Here is a 17774-nt window from a genome sequence, read left to right as displayed (position 1 = left end):
CCGCGTCAAGGATGGTTATTTTCGAAAGTAGACACCTTCAATCTAGGGTTTGTGACAAACTTATGTCAAATACTTTACAGCCGCTCTCCGACCATTGGCGCAACCGCTATTTATTCATGCGCCACGGCCATAGTCAGGCTAATCAACAGAGGGTGATTGTCAGCTCGCCGGGGCGCGGGGTGGAAAACTTTGGTCTCTCCGAGCATGGTGAGCAACAGCTTGCCCAGCTCGTTGCCGACTGGCAGTGGCCTGTGCCGACCCGCGTGGTGCATTCAGACTTTTTGCGTACCACCCAAACCGCTGCCCATGTGGCGGCCAGGTTCGAGTTGGTACCCAACGTGGATACGCGCTTGCGGGAACGAAATTTTGGCGAACTAGAGGGGTTGGGGGACGAGCACTATCCCAGTGTATGGGCGTTAGATGCCGAGGATGCTGAACACCAGCACCATGGAGTAGAAGCGTTGAGCCGGGTGGCGAGCCGTATGCAGGCGGTGATCGGTGACTGGGAACAACAGGTAAGCGGGGAAGTCATTCTGCTCGTCAGTCACGGTGATCCGCTGCAAATTCTGCTGACTGCCCTGGCCGGGAAACCGCTGACGTCCCACCGTAAGCAAACCCCGTTAGCACCCGCTAGCATTACTCTTTATGGGCATGGCGTGTAATCCACTAAAAGCTGTGTGGTAGTCTCTAAGAAAAGTAAAGAGAACCTGCTATGCCTGCTCCTTTTTCGCCGGATGCGCCGAGCCTGCTGAATGCCCTTGCTGTGGGCAGCCGCGCGCTCATCGACGCGCACTTTTGGAGTGAGGGCGTCGATCAGCTATTGGCGGCGCTAGGGGAAGCGTCGGGTGTCAATCGGGTGTGGATATTTCAAACCATAGAGCGCAACCCAAACGGTGTCTTGCAGGATTTTGTTTTTGAGTGGGCATCTTCATCGCACTATCGTGAGCGAACGCAAAAACGCTTTCGCTTTTTTACCACGCTGATCGACGATCCCGAGTATGAGGAAATGGTCAATCGTCGGGAGCGTGGTGACTCGCACACCTGTATTACCTCGCAGGTGGATTTGGGGTCGCTGCGCGACAATTTGGAAAGCCAGTCGATTTTATCGATGGTGACCGTTCCGATTATGGTGGATGGTCAGTGGTGGGGCACTTTGGGCTTCGATGACTGTGAGCGTGAAGTTGACTGGGAGGGAGCGGGGTTGCAGGCGCTAGTGATCGGCGCTGAACTGATCGCTTCGGCTATTTATCGTCAGCAGCTTACCCGCAGGCAGCGGCAGGTTGATCTGCTGCAGCAGGTCGCCGCCTGCGGCACCTGGGAGATTAATACTCGCAGTGGCGCAACCTGGTGCTCTTCGGCGTTGCTGCTTTCGCTGGGTTATCCTGGTGATTATGCAAGGCTCCCATTGCGCCGCTTACTGGCTCATGCCATGCCCACTGACCGCTTACGGGTGTTTGGTTTGATCCGCGAGTGCCAACAGCGGCTGCAAACCCAATGCCGCATTGATGTTCAGCTCAGGGTCGCATCCGGGCAATGGCGTTGGCATGAGCTGGTGATGGAAAGCTACTACTCCGATGATGGCTATTTAGCGCGTATCGGCGGCCTAGTCATCGATATTAGTCAACGTAAAAAAAGCGAAGAGCAGGCCTGGGCGGCGGCGGAGTTTGACGCCTTGACCGGCACACGCAATCGACGTGGCTTGGCTAATCACTTAGCACAACTCAATGAGCAAGCTGAAGCGGCAGCCTATTATTTGCTGATGATTGATATTGATTACTTCAAACATATTAATGATCGCTACGGTCACCCCGCGGGGGATACGCTGCTGGTGGAAATGGCAAAGCGAGTACACGAGGCCCTGCGGCCCGAGGATTGTCTGGCAAGGTTCGGCGGTGAAGAGTTTGCTGTTACGGCGGGTGATTTATCGCACCAACAGGTAGTCCAGCTGGGTGAGCGTATTCGCCAACGAGTAGCCCAGCAGCCGTTTTACCTGACGGTGGGTGATTCGCAAGTGCCGATGATGGTGACACTCACCGTCAGCGTGGGGATTGCACCTCTGGCGCTCACCAGTGATTTAGACCACAGTCAGGCAGTAGCCGTTGCCCAGGCCGACCAAGCGCTCTATGCCGCCAAAGAGGCGGGGCGAAATCGCGTTGTGGCTCACTGGCAGCCGTGATGACGACGACTGATGAGGTTTATTGCTGCGACGGTGGAATCCAGGCAATCATATCGACTTCCACATCAGCGCCGCCAGCCAAGCCGGTTACCCCGATACAGGTGCGGGTGGGTAGAGGCTGGGGAAAGTAACTGGCGTAGACCTTATTCACTTCGTCGAAGTGGCCCATATTGGTAATGAACACCCGGGACTGCACCACATATTGGAAGGCACTTCCGACTTCTTCCAGCACAATCGCCAGGTTCTGCATTACCCGATGAGTCTGTTCGGTGAAGGTGCCCAAAAGCATCTCGTTGGTCTCTGGCACCGTCGGCATCTGGCCAGTGATAAAGACCAGATCACCTACGCGGCAGGCGTGGGAAAAAGGCGCAATCGGTTGCGGGGCGCGGTCGATAAACAGCTTTTCAATCATGCTTTTATCCTTTTTTGAATGATGTCGTTGCGAGGAGCGGAGCGACGAAGCAATCTTGTTTGTAGTGGCAGGAGGATAACTTCAAGATCGCCGCGCTACGCTCGCGATGACATGCTGTTTTTTTAAAGTCTGTTAACTATCATGGGCCTCAAGTGAGGCCCATGATGACGAACTTATCCACAGCTGCTTTGTTGCTGGGGCTGTGTATTAATGCCCCAGAATCTGGCTTAAGAACAGCTGGGTACGTTCAGACTGCGGGTTGTTGAAGAACGGCTCTGGCGCGTTCTCTTCAATGATTTGCCCCTGATCCATAAAGATCACCCGGTCGGCGACGGTTTTGGCGAAGCCCATTTCGTGGGTCACGCAGATCATGGTCATGCCCTCTTCCGCCAGTTCCACCATAACGTCCAGCACCTCTTTGATCATCTCGGGGTCGAGGGCGGAGGTGGGCTCGTCAAACAGCATCACGTCGGGGTGCATGCACAGCGAGCGGGCAATCGCTACACGCTGCTGCTGACCGCCCGAGAGTTGCCCCGGGTACTTAGTTGCCTGCTCGGCAATGCGCACCCGTTCTAGGTACTCCATGGCTAGCGCTTCGGCCTCTTTGCGCGGCTTCTTTTGTACCCACATTGGCGCAATACAGCAGTTTTCCAGCACTGATAAATGCGGGAACAGATTGAAGTGCTGAAACACCATGCCGACGCTGCGACGAATCTGCTCAATGCGTTTGACGTCTTGGGTCAGCGGTAGACCGCCCACCACAATTTCACCTTTTTGGTGCTCTTCAAGGTGGTTAATGCAGCGAATTAGCGTTGATTTACCCGAACCTGATGGGCCGCAAACCACGATACGTTCGCCGCGTTTTACCTCAAGGTAGATATCCCGCAGTACGTGAAAATCGCCGTACCACTTGTTAACGTTGTGCATCTCGACCATCAGGTCAGAAGCACTGGTGTCAGAGGTGTTGGTGGCTGCTTGTGTCATGTTGAAATCCTACTTAAAACGTAATGAGATGCGGCGCTCGTATTTAAACTCGAACTAGTGCTTATGGCCGGTGTTTAGCTTGCGCTCCAAGTACTGGCTGTAGCGCGACATGCTGAAACAGAATATCCAGAACACGAACGCGGCAAATACATAGCCCTCTACCGAGAAGCCCAGCCAGCGCGAGTCGGAAAGCGCCGCTTGCACAATGCCCAACAGGTCAAACAGCCCGATGATCATGACCAGGGTGGTGTCTTTAAACAGTGAGATAAACGTATTGACGATGCCAGGAATCATCATTTTCAGTGCCTGAGGCATCACGATTAGCCCCATGCGCTTCCAATACGTCATCCCCAGTGCCGCGGCGGCCTCATCTTGCCCTTTGGGAATCGCCTGCAAACCACCGCGAATAACCTCGGCCATATAGGCACTTTGGAACAGCGTCAGGCCGATTAGCGCACGTATAAGGCGATCCACGTTAAGTTCAGACGGCAGGAACAGCGGCAGCATCACCGAGGCCATAAACAGAATGGTGATTAGCGGCACACCGCGCCAAAACTCGATAAAAATCACGCAGAAGGTTTTGACGATGGGCATGTTCGAGCGTCGCCCAAGGGCTAATACAATGCCAATAGGCAGTGCGCCAATCATCCCCACGCTAGCCAGTAGCAGCGTCAGCATCAAACCGCCCCAGCGGTGGGTGGAGACACGCGGTAGATCAAAGTAGCCGCCGTGTAGCAGCACGTAGGCGATCACCGGGAAGATCAGCAGCGCAAACAGTGTCATCCAGCGCTTAAACGGCAGGCGCGGAATGACCATCCAGGCAATAATGCCCGCGAACATGGCAAACACGATATTGGCGCGCCAATACTCCTCACTCGGGTAGAGGCCGTACATAAACTGGGAAAAGCGTGCGTTAACGAATACCCAGCAGGCGCCCACCCGTGTGCAGTCTTCGCGGCTGTCGCCCACCCAGTTGGCATCAATAAATGCCCACTGAACCGTTGGCACCACGAGTAGATAGAGCACGTACAGGCCCAGTAGCGTGAAGATGCTATTGATAGGGCCGTTGAACAGATTGCCTCGTAGCCAGGCAACCGGCCCAATGGTGCCTTTAGGAGCCGGGCGCTGAGGTATGGTTTCTTTATTGTGAATCATGGGGTCGCCTCCGGCCTAGCGTTCGACCAGCGCAACGCGAGCGTTGAACCAGTTCATGAACATGGACACCAGCAAGCTGATGATCAGATAAACCGCCATGGTCATGGCAATGACTTCGATTGCCTGACCGGTCTGGTTGAGCGTGGTGCCGGCAAAAACCGATACCAGGTCGGGGTAGCCGATGGCGGTGGCCAGTGACGAGTTTTTAATCAGGTTGAGGTATTGGCTGGTGAGTGGCGGAATAATGACGCGCATAGCCTGGGGAATGATGATTAGGCGCAGCACTAGCTTGCGCGGCAAGCTCAATGCCTGGGCGGCTTCCGTTTGGCCATGGGGGATGGCTTGGATGCCCGAGCGCACAATCTCCGCAATGAAGGACGCGGTATAGATAGACAGCGCCAGCCACAGGGCCAAAAATTCAGGGATAATGGTGATACCACCGCCGAAGTTAAAGCCGCGCAGTACCGGCATCTCCCAGGTCACCGGCACACCTGTAGCGACCAGTACCAGCAGTGGTAGGCCAAAGATAATCACCAGCGACATCCAGAAAACCGGTAGGCGCTTGCCGGTGGCTTCGTGACGGCGCTTGTTCCACATGACCAGTGCGATGCTGGCAATAATAGCCACCACGAAGGTGGCTGGGATAAGACCAAATCCTGACTCGAACAGAGGCTGAGGTAGGTACAGCCCGCGCACGTTCAGGAAAATGGCTTCACCAAAGGCCATGCTCTCTCTAGCGCTGGGTAACGTCCGCAGTACAGCAAAGTACCAGAAGAAAATTTGCAGCAGCAGGGGGATATTACGAAACGTTTCGATATACGCATTGGCTAGCCGAGCGATCAACCAGTTGGGCGATAGCCGCGCGATACCGACGATAAAACCAATAATCGAGGCAGCTAACACCCCCAATCCACCGACTAGCAGCGTATTGAGCAAGCCAATCACAAAAGTGCGGCCGTAGGTACTTTGGGAGGAGTACTCGATTAAGCTTTGACCAATACCAAAGCCGGCTGTGTTGCCCAGGAAGCCAAAGCCAGTGGTAATGCCGCGAGCATTCAGGTTGGCTTGGGTATTGCCGATAATATAGATCAGGAAAGCCGCGACAACGGCGACCAATATAAGCTGAAAAATAAGTGCGCGCTTAGCGCGGTCTCGCCAAAACGGCGGCTTGTGGCCAGCGGGGCGAATGTTGGGTCTTACGGACATGGATGGCGTCTCCGCTACACGGAAGGTCAATCAAATGGCCCGCCACGACCTTTAAACAGATACCTGTGAAGAGGGCGGCGGGCCGGGGTCAAGCGAGACGCTTAGCGAATCGGGGGAGCGTACTGGAAGCCGCCGTCTGTCCATAGGGCGTTGACACCGCGCTCAATTTCCAGCGGCGAGCCCATGCCCACGTTGCGGTCGAAGCTTTCAGCGTAGTTACCCACTTGGCTAATAATGTTGTAGGCCCAATCTGCTTCTAGGTTCATGCCTTCACCGTAGTTGCCGTCTTGGCCTAGCAAGCGAGCGATGTTGGGGTCTTCAGAGTTAAGCATTTCTTCAGCGTTTTCACTGGTGACGCCGTACTCTTCGGCGTTAATCATGGCGAACAGCGACCATTTCACAATGTTGAACCAAAGATCGTCACCCTGACGAACCACAGGGCCTAGTGGCTCTTTGGAGATAACGTCAGACAGGATCATCGAGGCTGAAGGATCGTCTAGCTGAATACGTAGCGCCGCTAGCTGAGAGGTATCGGAGGTTAGCACGTCACAGCGGCCGGCCTGATAGCCACCCACGGTTTGCTCAGAGGTATCAAATACGATCGGGTTGAATTCCATGTCGTTAGCACGGAAGTAGTCAGCCAGGTTCAGCTCGGTAGTGGTGCCAGACTGAATGCAGATGGAGGCGCCGTCGAGTTCATCAGCACCGGTAATACCCAGGTCACGGGATACCATGAAGCCCTGGCCGTCGTAAAATGTAACCCCGGTGAAGTTCAGGCCCAGAGTAGTATCGCGGGTGGTGGTCCAAGTGGTATTACGTGATAGAACGTCGACTTCACCTGATTGCAGGGCGGTGAAGCGCTCTACGGCGTTGAGTGAAATATAGTTGACGGCTTCTGAGTCGCCGAGTACCGCTGCCGCTACAGCGCGGCATACATCAACGTCGATACCTTGCCAGTTACCGTCGTCGTCCGGAGCTGAGAAGCCCGGCAAACCATCGCTCACACCACACTGAACGGCGCCACGCTCAATGGTATCTTCCAGGGTGTCGGCTTGAGCAGTTGCCATTCCCGCCAGGCTAAGTGAGCCAGCGGACGCCAGAAGCGCTAAGTGTTTTTTATTTAACATCTAGTTTCCCTCGAAGTTATTGGAATCAGCTACTGAAATCAGTTAATGAAACCAGTAGTTGAAATAGTTATGCATGCCGTAGCATGTCACTAAACCTAGCAAGGAAGATGCCAACAAGGGTACAGGCGTTAATTCAGCGCTTTTCAACGCTACTCAACGAATTCGAGACGAAGGTCTAGGTGCAAAAAAGGTTACCGCCCTCCTCGCATTGCACCGTAATAGGGCAAGCTGAGGTGGGCGGTAACACGAAGGCAGGTATTAGGTGTGGTTTACTCGGCTGCGAATGCCTTGCGCATAAATGGCGGAAGGGCGAGCGCACCTCGATGGGCGTCAACGCTATAGTATTCAAGCGGCAAGTCGTGGTTGGTGGCTGCCTGCTCGCGGAACGTATTCACGTCGGTGGCTTTACCCGCCAATGTTACGCTCCACCAGCCTGAAGGATAAACCGGCTGCGGGAAGGGCAGCGTGGCAACGCTGTCAAAACCGGCTTTCAACATGTCGTTGCGCAGCTCTCGGATGATCGAGCCACTGTGGTAAAGCGGTGATTCGCTCTGCTGCACCATTACGCCGCCGCTTTTCAAAATACGGTGGCAGCGCTTGAGAAAATCGGTTTTAAACAGCCCTTCAGCGGGCCCAACCGGGTCGGTGGAGTCGATAATCAGCACATCGATGCTCTCATCAGGTGCATCGTCCACCCACTTGACGCCGTCGGCGAACAGCAGTTCAGCACGGGGGTCGTTATTCGACGCTACCAACGACGGGAAGAAACGCTCAGACGCTTTAGTCACTTCTTCGTCGATATCAATTTGGGTCACTTTCTCCACACCTGGGTGGCGGAGAACTTCTTTTAAGGTGCCGCAGTCGCCACCGCCGATAATCACCACCCGTTTAGGGTCTTGATGGGTAAACAGGGCCGGATGCGCAATCATCTCGTGATAGAGGAAGTTATCGCGATCAGTCAGCATCACACAGCCGTCCAGCACCATTAGGTTGCCGTAGGTCTCGGTGGCGTAGACCTCTAGGTGCTGGTATTGGCTCTGTACATCCAGCAGTTTTTCAGAGATCTTCAGTGAGAAAGCGCTGCCGTGGCTATCAAAGACTTCGGTAAACCATTGGTCGTCGCGTAAATCGCTCATCAATTGGCTCCTGAGTGCTGTGCATTTGTGTGCGTTGGAATATCGCGGTGATACTGCGGGCTCAATTCGTGCAGTGCCTCCATAAAGGCAGTGACGTTGTCGGGGTTGGTAAACTGGCTGATTCCATGGCCCAGGTTAAACACGTGGCCAGGGCCATGGCCGTAGCTTTCCAGCACGCGGGCTACTTCAGCGCGGATAGCCGAGGGGCGGGCAAACAGAACGTTGGGATCAAGATTGCCCTGTAGCGCCACTTTGTGACCAACTCGAGCGCGAGCATTGGAAAGCTCGGTAGACCAGTCGATCCCCAATGCATCGGCACCGGCGCAGGCGATATGCTCAAGCCACTGGCCGCCGTTTTTGGTGAAGAGAATCACCGGTACGCGGCGACCGTCGTGCTCGCGGATCAGTCCCGAAACGATCTGCTCCATGTAGCGCAGCGAGAACTCAAGGTACGCAGGGGTAGAAAGTGCGCCGCCCCAGGTATCAAAAATCTGCACCGCTTGGGCGCCCGCGCGAATTTGGGCGTTCAGGTAGTCAGTTACCGCATGCGCCAGCGTATCCAGCAACTGGTGCATGGAATCCGGGGTATCGTAAAGCATGGTTTTCAGATGGCGGAAGTCCTTGCTGGAGCCGCCCTCCACCATGTAAGTCGCCAGCGTCCAGGGGCTGCCTGAGAAGCCGATCAGCGGCATGCGGCCGTTCAGCTCACGACGAATGGTCGACACCGCACGCATCACGTAATCCAGGTCGCGCTCGGCGTCGGGCACGCTTAGCGCGGCGACTTCTTCCTGTGTACGCACGGTTTTGCGGAATTTTGGGCCTTCGCCGGTTTCAAAATAGAGCCCCAAGCCCATGGCATCTGGAATGGTCAGAATATCTGAAAACAGAATGGCCGCATCAAGCGGGTAACGCTCCAAGGGCTGCAGGGTGACTTCGCAGGCCAGGTCATGGTTGCGGCAAAGATCCATAAAACTGCCCGCATCGGCCCGGCTGGCGCGGTATTCCGGCAGGTAGCGGCCCGCTTGACGCATCATCCACACCGGGGTGCGGTCGACGGGCTGGCGCGCTAGTGCGCGAAGAAAGCGATCATTTTGCAAAGGTGTAGTGGTCATAGACACTTGCTCTTAGGAAATTTGCCCGCATCGTATTGGAAACCGTACTTGGGAGCGTACTAGAAACCGTTTTGGGGATCGTATGAGGGCAATTGTACTTGAAGATAGGTGTTAGGGCGGCGTACTCGATGGCAAAAATCGTCGCACCCGGCCAATTTTTCTCCATTATTTAGTCGCTTTGTCAGCGTGAGGCGGGCGCCGCTTCCTGTTAGAATACTGGCCCACTTTGCCAACACTGGTGTGGTTAACTGGTTTGGTCAATCAGCGAGGTAACCTGTGACCATTCGCTTCATTGCCGCTTCCCGGCTGCCCACGCCCTGGGCAACGTTTACTATGCATGGCTTCGAAGATGAGGCTACCGGCAAGGATCATATCGCCTTAACGTTGGGTGATGTGACCGGCGGCGAGCCGGTGTTGGGGCGGGTGCACTCCGAGTGTTTGACCGGTGACGCTCTCTTCTCCATGCGCTGCGACTGTGGCTATCAGCTCCAGGAAGCGCTAAAACGCATCGCTGAAGAGGGCCGCGGCGTGCTGTTTTACCTGCGCCAAGAGGGGCGGGGAATAGGCCTGTTAAACAAAATTCGTGCCTACCACCTGCAAGATCAAGGTGCTGATACGGTCGAGGCCAACGAGCAGCTCGGTTTTGGCGCCGACATGCGCCGCTATGATCTGTGCGTGCCGATGCTTAACCATTTGGGCATCACAGCGTTAAGGCTCATGACCAACAATCCGCGCAAGGTGGATGCCCTCACCCGCGACGGCGTGAATGTCGTCGAACGTTTGTCGATCACCACCGGCCTGAACCCTCATAACGAGCAGTATCTCTCAACCAAAGCGGGCAAGCTTGGTCATATGATGGCTTTGGATGACTTCACCCACGCCAGTGATGTGGATATTGAGCGCAAGGGGTGATACGAGTGGGGGATGGCATGCGAGGAGCGCTCCAGGATGAACGCCGTCAGTAAGGAGCAGTACAAGCAGTATAAACAGCAGCGTGAAAACCTTCCCGAAGAGCAGGGCGAATTCAGTGTATTCGAAGAGTGGCTGCACAGTATCACCCACGGTATCGGTGCTGTGCTCAGTTTGGTGGGAATGGTAGTACTGTTGGTTGCGGCGAGTTACGCCGCCCATGTCGACCCGTGGAAAATTGTCAGCCTGAGCCTGTACGGCACCACGCTAGTCCTGCTTTATACCGCCTCTACCCTTTACCACGGCATCCCTCATCGGCGCTGGAAGCAGCGCTTTCAGTTACTTGATCACTGCGCGATTTATTTACTCATCGCAGGTACTTACACGCCCTTTTTACTCGTCAATATGCGCGGCACTACAGGCTGGGTTTTGTTTGCCGCCGTGTGGTCGCTGGCGTTGGTGGGCATTGCCTGCATACTGCTATGGCCTCAACGTTTTTCGATATTACGTGTGGCGATTTATCTGCTCATGGGCTGGATGATCGTGCTGGCATCAGGAGAGATGGCGGCGAGTCTTTCAACGACCGGCATTGCCCTACTGGCCGCGGGAGGAATTACCTACACGCTAGGGGTGATTTTCTACGCCGTGCGTGCGATTCCCTACAACCATGCGATTTGGCATCTATTTGTAGTGGCTGGCAGCATCTGTCACTACTTTGCTGTTTATAGCGCCGTTCTACCGCACGTTTCAGCTGCTTAATGGTTAATCGCTCGACTTCGAATCATTGCCTGCTTGAACCCGCCTGTAAATTAGATGGTTTTTAAGGGGTTAAAAATACCTGTAACTCGCAGTTTCCCACTGTAGACTAAACGTTAAACTTAAGTTTTAGGATGTTGAGCCGACAGTAGTATCAGGTTTAGATGCAGACCTTGATGTATTTAACGCCGTGCATCCTGAAAAAAACACAGTGGGTTCGTATAGTGATGTCTATTGCCACACCCAAAACGACATTCAATAAGCTTTTCCAACAAGAGGATTGTCATGAGCACTGTTAACAACGCCCACGACACGACGATGCCGTCGGTACTGGGCAAAAAAGACAGTACTGATGAGATGGTGCATCGCATAGGCCACTTAACGCGCCTACTGCGGGACAGCATGAAAGAGCTGGGCCTAGATCAGCAGATTAGCCAGGCGGCGCAGGCAATACCGGATGCTAATGACCGGCTCAATTACGTTGCCTCAATGACGGAGCAGGCCGCAGAGCGGGCATTGAATGCCGTTGAGCGCGCTCAACCGGTGCAAGACAGCCTTGAAGAAGAAGGCGCTGCGCTTAATGAGCGCTGGCAGGCGGCGGCAGCTAAGCTCGCGGCAGTAGAAGGTGATGCTAAGCTCGTCGAGGATACACAGAACTTTTTGAGCAGTAAGCTTCCCACCGCAACCGGGGCTACTCAAAAAGAGCTGCTTGAAATCATGATGGCCCAAGACTTTCAGGATCTCACCGGTCAGGTGATTAAGAAAATGATGGAAGTCATCAAGCTCATCGAAGAGCAGCTTGTTCAGGTGCTGGTCGATAATGTTCCTCACGTCACCGACGGCGTTAAGATGGAAGATGACCGCGATGAACATGCCAAGCTTCGTAACGGGCCGCAGGTGAACCAAAATAAGACGGATGTGGTGGCAGGGCAGGATCAAGTAGACGATTTGCTTGATGATCTTGGCTTTTAAGCAACGCCCGACTAGTTTAAAAACCGTTGCCACATACTGCCAGCAACGGTTTTTAAAGCGTTTAGATGTTGATTAACTCTCTGCTGCTGCCTGCTCTTTTTCGATTGCTCTAGCCATCGCGGCGCGCTGAATATGGCGTTCGCGATAGGCAAATAGCGGTTCGGGTAAGCGGTGCTTCATGCTGACCGCCCACGATAAGGTATGGGTTAAAAACAGATCCGCAAGGGTAAAGGTGTTACCCACCAAGTTTTCTTGCCCGTTGTAGCGGCGCTCCAGCGCGCTTAGCGCACGCTGAAACTCCCATGCGCAGACCGGCAAAATAGCGGGAACGCGTTTATCTGTGGGCAGGGCAAACTTATGCTTGGCTTGATTCCACAGTGGCTGCTCCATTTCGGTGACGATAAAGCTGAGCCACTGGTCGACCTGAGCGCGAGCGGCAGGGCTGCTGGGTAGGAGGGTGCCGTCGCCATATTGCTCCGCTAGATAACGGCAAATCGGCACTGATTCAAATAGCGATACTTCTCCATCTTCAAGAACTGGCACCTTGCCATCCGGGTGACGCGCCAAATGCGCGGCTGTTTGCCCCTCGCCTTTATCCAGCGCCACATGCTGGCACTGATACTCTAGGCCTAACTCTTCAAGTGTCCACGCTGCTCGTAGCGAGCGGGAGTGGGGGAATGTGTATAGCGTGACCATTACGGCTCCTTAGTACCCTTAATCTTCTTGTTGTTGTCTTTGCGACGGTTTTTTTCTAAATGTAGTAGAGGCCTAACAGGCTGCACTGCAACCTATAGAATTAAGCTTAAATGCCCCTGAATAAGCGCTGGTTATAAATGTCTTGGCGAGTTTCTATTAAGTGAATATCGGTAATGGTGGGGTGGAGAGGGTTAATGACGGCAATATTCTCCATTGCACCGGGTACAGCACAGCTGGGAACTAGCAGCATCAGCGTATCGCAACGCTGCAGCCATGCAGTGCCTAGTGTTTGAGTGCTTTCAGGGTAGGGGTAGTGGTGCCAATCGTCGGGTAACTGGTGCTGGGGCCAGATGTCCCTACCGGTATCGTCGGGGAGCTCGAAAATACCTAACCGGTAGTTGGCGGGTAGCAAGCGGGGAGAGGGCAGATAATTACCGAGTTCCAGCATCGCTACGCTTGCAGAGGTGCCGAAATAGACGACAGGGTTGCCTGGAGCGTTCCATCTTGCGCCATCCCGGTAGCTGGCGCCAAGGCCGCTTAAATTATTCATATAGCGTTCGGGAGCGATGCGGTATAGCTTCATTAGCTAAATTCACCGAACTCAATTTTACGCAGCGCTTCCCTCACTAACTGGCGACCTTCGAAAGTATCAAAAAGATTCAAAGGCGTCTCGCCCGCCAGCGCAGGAATCGGCGTATTTAGCCACTCATGGGCTCTAGCGGTATCGCCAAAAACAGTTTGAGCATGGTAAAGCACGCGCAACACATCCAGCACCTCTTCGCTGTCGGTGCGGCTTAGAGCTTTGCGATGGTAGAAGCGATGCAAATTGCCTGGCGTGGTTTCCAGCAGTCTGACAAACAGTTCACGATTATTGCCCATTGCCTGAATCGCTTGTTTTACCACGCTGCCTGGGACACCGACGCGCACCGCGTGAATAAAGGCGATCTTATCCGTCAGCACATTAACCGATACGCTAACGCCACTAACAGCTTGCTGGCTATTGGAATAATGTTCGAGCGCTTCCATAAGTACCTCCTTCGCTGAACGCTATAGAAGTATGCATCATTTTGATGATGGCTTTCCATCAAAATGTTTTCAGCGCTTCTGAGTATCCTTTCTCTTTATCCCTCCCTCGCCTCGCGGATCCGCTCGTAGGCATTGCCGATTTCGCTGGTGCGCGCCTGTGCGATATCACGCATGCTCTCGGGCAGGCCTTTGCCGGCCAGTTTGTCCGGGTGGTTTTGGCTCATCAGACGGCGGTAGGCTTTTTTGATTTCAGCATCGCTGGCGTCATCAGAAACCCCCAATACGCGGTAAGCGTCCTTGAGAGCCTCTTCGCTGGCGCCTTGAGAGTTCGCGGCCGCGCCGTGCAACATCGCTTCGATCTGCTGAACTTCGGCGTCGCTGCAGCCTACTCCCCGGGCGACACGTAGAATCATCTCGTGCTCGGCGGGGTGAAGCACGCCATCTGCGGCGATAGCAGAAAGCTGAACCTGGATAAATACCTGGCGCAGTACCGGCTGGCGTTGGGTTAAGCGGTTAACGGTGGCCAGCTCGGCGTCTAGATCGAAGTCATCGGCGCGACCACGCTCAAAGGCGGCTCGGGCCTTGGCGCGCTGTTCGCCCTGGAGGTGCATTTGATCAAACAGCTTTTCGGCAACGTCCAGCTCGCCTTCGGTCACTTTACCGTCGGCTTGGCATAGGCAGCCCATCACCGAGAAGATCGACTCCAAAAAGCCTTCCTGGATGCGCATCCGGGCGATATTCAGGCGACGGCTAAGGCGCTTGCCTAGCCACCAGCCCAGGCCACCGCCAATCAGCAGCCCTACCGGGCCTCCAAACGCAAGGCCAATCAAGGCGAAAATAATAATTAGAAATAGCATATTAGTCTCAAAGTAATTTAAAAAATAATGGCTTATGGCAGTCGAGCGCGAATAGCCTGCTCAATGCCTTCGATATCCAGTTGACAGTCGGCAAGCAGCTGCGCGGGAGTGCCGTGCTCTACAAAGGCGTCCGGCAGGCCGAGATTGAGCACTTCCACCTGAACGCCTTCGGCGTGGAGCAGCTCATTCACGGCGCTACCTGCGCCACCGGCAACCACATTTTCTTCCAGTGTCACCAATAGTTCGTGCTCGTCGGCAGCGTGCAGCACTGCATCGCGATCCAGCGGTTTGATGGAGCGCATATTGATGTGGGTTGCATTGAGTCGTTCGGCGACTTCCGCTGCGGCGCTGTTGAGGCTGCCAAAGGCGAGCAGCGCAATACGCACACCATCGTTGTCGGCATGGCGGCGCACTTCCGCTTTGCCAATGGCGAGTGGCTCAAGATGCGCGGGAATTTCCGCACCTGGGCCGGTGCCACGGGGGTAGCGCACAGCAGCAGGACCAGGGTGGTGATAGGCGGCACTGAGCATGGCGCGGCACTCGGCTTCATCCGCCGGGGCCAGAACCACCATGCCGGGCACACAGCGCAGAAAGGAGAGATCCATGCTGCCGTGGTGCGTGGGGCCGTCTTCGCCCACCAGGCCCGCGCGATCAATGGCGAAAGTGACGTCCAGGTTCTGCACGGCAACGTCATGAATCAACTGGTCGTAGCCGCGCTGCAGAAAGGTGGAGTAAATCGCCACCACGGGTTTCATGCCTTCGCAGGCCATACCCGCCGCGAGCGTTACCGCATGCTGCTCAGCAATCGCCACATCGAAATAGCGCTGAGGGTACTCTTTTGAAAAGCGAATCAGGTCGGAGCCTTCGCGCATGGCGGGGGTAATGGCCATCAGGCGCTTGTCGCTTGCCGCCATATCGCACAGCCATTCGCCGAACACATTGCAGTATTTTTTCTTCGCGGGTGGCGGGGTAACCACCGGTTTCTTGACCGTAGTCGCGTTGGCTAGCGTTTCGGGTTTTTCCAGCTTAGTAATAGCGTGGTAGCCAATCTGATCCGCTTCGGCGGGCAGAAAGCCTTTGCCTTTCACCGTCTTGATATGCAGAAACTGCGGGCCGTCGAGGTCGCGCAGGTTTTCGATCGTATGGGTTAACGCGTCTAGGTCATGGCCATCAATGGGGCCTACGTAGTTAAAACCCATCTCTTCAAACAGCGTGGCGGGGCTGACCATGCCTTTCATGTGCCCTTCAGTGCGCCGGGCAAGTTCCAGGGCGCCGGGCAGGTGCGAAAGCACTTTTTTACTCTCTTCGCGTATTTTCAGGTAGGGCTTGCTGGAGAGCACCCGAGCTAGGTAGGTCGCCATGCCGCCGACGTTCTCGGAAATCGACATCTCGTTGTCGTTGAGCACTACCAATAGATTGGCATTCACGTGGCCAGCGTGGGCGAGGGCTTCAAAGGCCATGCCGGCGGTCAATGCGCCGTCGCCAATAATCGCGCACACGTGACGCTTATCGCCCTGTGCCTTCGCTGCCAGTGCCATACCCAATGCCGCCGAAATCGACGTGCTGGAGTGGCCGACGCCAAAGGTGTCGTACTCGGACTCGGCGCGGCGTGGAAATGCTGCCAGACCGCCGTGCTGGCGAATACTTAGCATGGCCTCGCGGCGGCCGGTGAGAATCTTGTGCGGGTAGGCCTGATGGCCCACGTCCCACACTAGTCGGTCGTGGGGCGTTTGGTAGACATGGTGCAGGGCAACGCTCAGCTCGACCACGCCGAGCCCAGCGCCAAAGTGACCGCCGGAAACACCCACGCTATAGAGCAGGTAGGCGCGTAGCTCGTCGGCCAGTTGGGCGAGCTGGGAGGCATTCATGGCCCGCAGCGCGGCGGGGTGGTCAAAGGAGTCGAGCAGCGGCGTCGTTGGGCGCTCGCGGGGGATTTCGTCGAACAGCTTCATGGGCATCTTTAGTGGTCGCGCTCGATCATGTAGTGGGCTAAGTCGGCCAGCGGTGCAGCACGCTCGCCTAATGGGGCGAGTGCGGCAATGGCCTCGTCAATCAGGCTGTGCGCTTTGCGTTGAGCACCCGCTAACCCCAGCAGGCTGGGGTAGGTGGGCTTGGCGCGTGCGGCATCGGCGCCTGACGTTTTGCCTAGGGTAACGGTATCGCCGGTCACATCTAGGATGTCGTCGTGAATCTGAAAGGCTAGACCAATGGCGCGGGCGTAGCGAGTAAGCGCGTCTAAGCGCGGGTCATCGTCGTCGACGGCTACCAGGCCGCCCAAACGCACTGCAGCGACGATCAGTGCGCCGGTTTTATGGGCGTGCATGTGGGCCAGGGCATCGACATCTGGGTGATCGCCGACGGCGTCTAAATCCAGCGCCTGCCCCGCCACCATGCCATCACGGCCAGAGGCGGAGGCCAGGGTGTGCACCAAATGGCTCAGCCGGGGGTGCGCATTGCTGGCCAACACTTCGAAGGCCAGCGCCTGCAGGGCGTCTCCGGCCAGAATCGCACTCGCTTCATCAAAGGCTTTATGCACAGTGGGCTGACCACGACGCAGGTCGTCGTCATCCATGGCTGGAAGATCATCATGGATCAACGAGTAAGCGTGGATTAGCTCAATGGCCGCGGCGGGGGCATCCAGAGCATCGTCTTTAGCACCGAGTGCCTGACCAGCCATATACACCAGTAGCGGTCGCAGGCGTTTGCCGCCGGCCAGCAGGCCATGGCGCATTGCCGCCTCGAGGCGTGGCGCTACCGCTGGGCGGTTATCAAACAGCGCCGCTAGGGTGGCATCTACGCGGGCATTGCTGGTCTGACGCAGGGTGGCAAGCTGGCTAGGCTGCATGGCTACCATGGGGGCGTCTCCTTGCTCTCATTCTCGGCCGCATCCTTAGGGTCGTCGGGGCCAGTAAAGGGCGTTACGTTTAAACGTCCTTCGCTATCTTCACTCAGCGCCCGCACCTTGAGTTCGGCGCTATCCAGGCGCTGCTGGGCATCGCGGGTCAGCCGCACGCCCTGTTCAAACGCGGTCAGTGCATCTTCCAATGAGAGCTCGCCTGACTCGAGACGTTCAACGATGGTTTCGAGTTGCTCAACCGTCGCGGCAAAGTCCTGTGGGGGTGATGTCGTGTCACTCATTGGGGGGTGCCTGTAAACCGGTATGTTTTTTTAAATAAGCTTAAATAAGCCCACAGTATACACCGAGGCTGGGGGGCGGCGTCTGCCCTCTTCAATACAGCTTGTTGCGCGA

The 17774-nt window shown here is 55.6% G+C and carries 19 protein-coding genes; 5 read left to right on the top strand and 14 right to left on the bottom strand.

Annotated features, from left to right (window positions below; translation table 11 throughout):
• The first annotated feature begins 62 nt into the window (after positions 1-62).
• Positions 63-662, top strand: a complete 600-nt coding sequence (locus tag YERSI8AC_RS23155; protein WP_159177706.1) for a histidine phosphatase family protein — start codon at positions 63-65, stop codon at positions 660-662.
• Positions 663-712: 50 nt separating this feature from the next.
• Entirely contained in the window at positions 713-2176 is a 1464-nt protein-coding gene (locus tag YERSI8AC_RS23150) for a sensor domain-containing diguanylate cyclase (RefSeq protein ID WP_159177705.1), read from the top strand.
• A 19-nt stretch (positions 2177-2195) separates the two neighbouring features.
• Here the strand turns inward: YERSI8AC_RS23150 and YERSI8AC_RS23145 are convergent, their stop codons facing one another.
• From YERSI8AC_RS23145 to hemE, 7 genes are all read right to left on the bottom strand, one after another.
• Positions 2196-2588 carry a RidA family protein gene (locus tag YERSI8AC_RS23145; RefSeq protein ID WP_159177704.1) on the bottom strand — a complete coding sequence of 131 codons (393 nt, stop codon included), beginning with the start codon at positions 2586-2588 and terminating at the stop codon, positions 2196-2198.
• Positions 2589-2795: 207 nt separating this feature from the next.
• Complete coding sequence (locus YERSI8AC_RS23140; protein ID WP_022521313.1) at positions 2796-3572, bottom strand: amino acid ABC transporter ATP-binding protein; 777 nt, start codon at positions 3570-3572, stop codon at positions 2796-2798.
• A 54-nt stretch (positions 3573-3626) separates the two neighbouring features.
• On the bottom strand, positions 3627-4727 hold the full coding sequence (locus YERSI8AC_RS23135) for an amino acid ABC transporter permease (protein ID WP_009286182.1): 1101 nt from the start codon (positions 4725-4727) through the stop codon (positions 3627-3629).
• Positions 4728-4742: 15 nt separating this feature from the next.
• Positions 4743-5933, bottom strand: a complete 1191-nt coding sequence (locus YERSI8AC_RS23130; protein WP_141440375.1) for an amino acid ABC transporter permease — start codon at positions 5931-5933, stop codon at positions 4743-4745.
• Between the two features lie 101 nt (positions 5934-6034).
• A complete protein-coding gene (locus YERSI8AC_RS23125) occupies positions 6035-7060 on the bottom strand; it encodes an amino acid ABC transporter substrate-binding protein (protein ID WP_159177703.1) in 1026 nt (341 codons plus the stop codon).
• Between the two features lie 269 nt (positions 7061-7329).
• Complete coding sequence (gene speE, locus YERSI8AC_RS23120) at positions 7330-8196, bottom strand: polyamine aminopropyltransferase (RefSeq protein WP_159177702.1); 867 nt, start codon at positions 8194-8196, stop codon at positions 7330-7332.
• Positions 8196-9308, bottom strand: coding sequence for a uroporphyrinogen decarboxylase (gene hemE, locus YERSI8AC_RS23115; protein WP_159177701.1), 1113 nt, complete (start codon positions 9306-9308; stop codon positions 8196-8198). The genes speE and hemE overlap by 1 nt, the downstream gene beginning before the upstream one ends.
• Before the next feature lie 276 nt (positions 9309-9584).
• Between hemE and ribA the strand changes: the two genes are divergently transcribed.
• The 3 genes from ribA (at position 9585) to cheZ (ending at position 11945) form a co-directional block, all read left to right on the top strand.
• Positions 9585-10220: a GTP cyclohydrolase II gene (gene ribA / locus YERSI8AC_RS23110; protein ID WP_009286177.1), complete on the top strand. Its 636-nt coding sequence runs from the start codon at positions 9585-9587 to the stop codon at positions 10218-10220.
• A 36-nt stretch (positions 10221-10256) separates the two neighbouring features.
• A complete protein-coding gene (trhA, locus tag YERSI8AC_RS23105) occupies positions 10257-10976 on the top strand; it encodes a PAQR family membrane homeostasis protein TrhA (protein WP_022521317.1) in 720 nt (239 codons plus the stop codon).
• Between the two features lie 282 nt (positions 10977-11258).
• Complete coding sequence (gene cheZ, locus YERSI8AC_RS23100; protein ID WP_022521318.1) at positions 11259-11945, top strand: protein phosphatase CheZ; 687 nt, start codon at positions 11259-11261, stop codon at positions 11943-11945.
• A gap of 72 nt (positions 11946-12017) precedes the next feature.
• Here the strand turns inward: cheZ and YERSI8AC_RS23095 are convergent, their stop codons facing one another.
• The 7 genes from YERSI8AC_RS23095 to YERSI8AC_RS23065 form a co-directional block, all read right to left on the bottom strand.
• Positions 12018-12641, bottom strand: a complete 624-nt coding sequence (locus YERSI8AC_RS23095) for a glutathione S-transferase family protein (protein ID WP_159177700.1) — start codon at positions 12639-12641, stop codon at positions 12018-12020.
• Between the two features lie 106 nt (positions 12642-12747).
• A complete protein-coding gene (locus YERSI8AC_RS23090; protein WP_138799505.1) occupies positions 12748-13224 on the bottom strand; it encodes an RES family NAD+ phosphorylase in 477 nt (158 codons plus the stop codon).
• Positions 13224-13667, bottom strand: a complete 444-nt coding sequence (locus YERSI8AC_RS23085) for an antitoxin Xre/MbcA/ParS toxin-binding domain-containing protein (protein ID WP_159177699.1) — start codon at positions 13665-13667, stop codon at positions 13224-13226. The genes YERSI8AC_RS23090 and YERSI8AC_RS23085 overlap by 1 nt, the downstream gene beginning before the upstream one ends.
• A gap of 95 nt (positions 13668-13762) precedes the next feature.
• Positions 13763-14524: a co-chaperone DjlA gene (djlA, locus tag YERSI8AC_RS23080; protein WP_138799504.1), complete on the bottom strand. Its 762-nt coding sequence runs from the start codon at positions 14522-14524 to the stop codon at positions 13763-13765.
• A gap of 32 nt (positions 14525-14556) precedes the next feature.
• Positions 14557-16482 carry a 1-deoxy-D-xylulose-5-phosphate synthase gene (gene dxs / locus YERSI8AC_RS23075; protein WP_138799503.1) on the bottom strand — a complete coding sequence of 642 codons (1926 nt, stop codon included), beginning with the start codon at positions 16480-16482 and terminating at the stop codon, positions 14557-14559.
• Positions 16483-16484: 2 nt separating this feature from the next.
• Entirely contained in the window at positions 16485-17378 is an 894-nt protein-coding gene (gene ispA / locus YERSI8AC_RS23070; RefSeq protein WP_009286173.1) for a (2E,6E)-farnesyl diphosphate synthase, read from the bottom strand.
• A complete protein-coding gene (locus YERSI8AC_RS23065) occupies positions 17372-17662 on the bottom strand; it encodes an exodeoxyribonuclease VII small subunit (protein WP_039857613.1) in 291 nt (96 codons plus the stop codon). The genes ispA and YERSI8AC_RS23065 overlap by 7 nt, the downstream gene beginning before the upstream one ends.
• Positions 17663-17774 lie beyond the last annotated feature (112 nt).

This window comes from Halomonas sp. 113 (genome assembly GCF_904067645.1).
Lineage (GTDB): Bacteria > Pseudomonadota > Gammaproteobacteria > Pseudomonadales > Halomonadaceae > Vreelandella > Vreelandella titanicae.
This window is presented reverse-complemented; position numbering and strand designations above follow the sequence as displayed.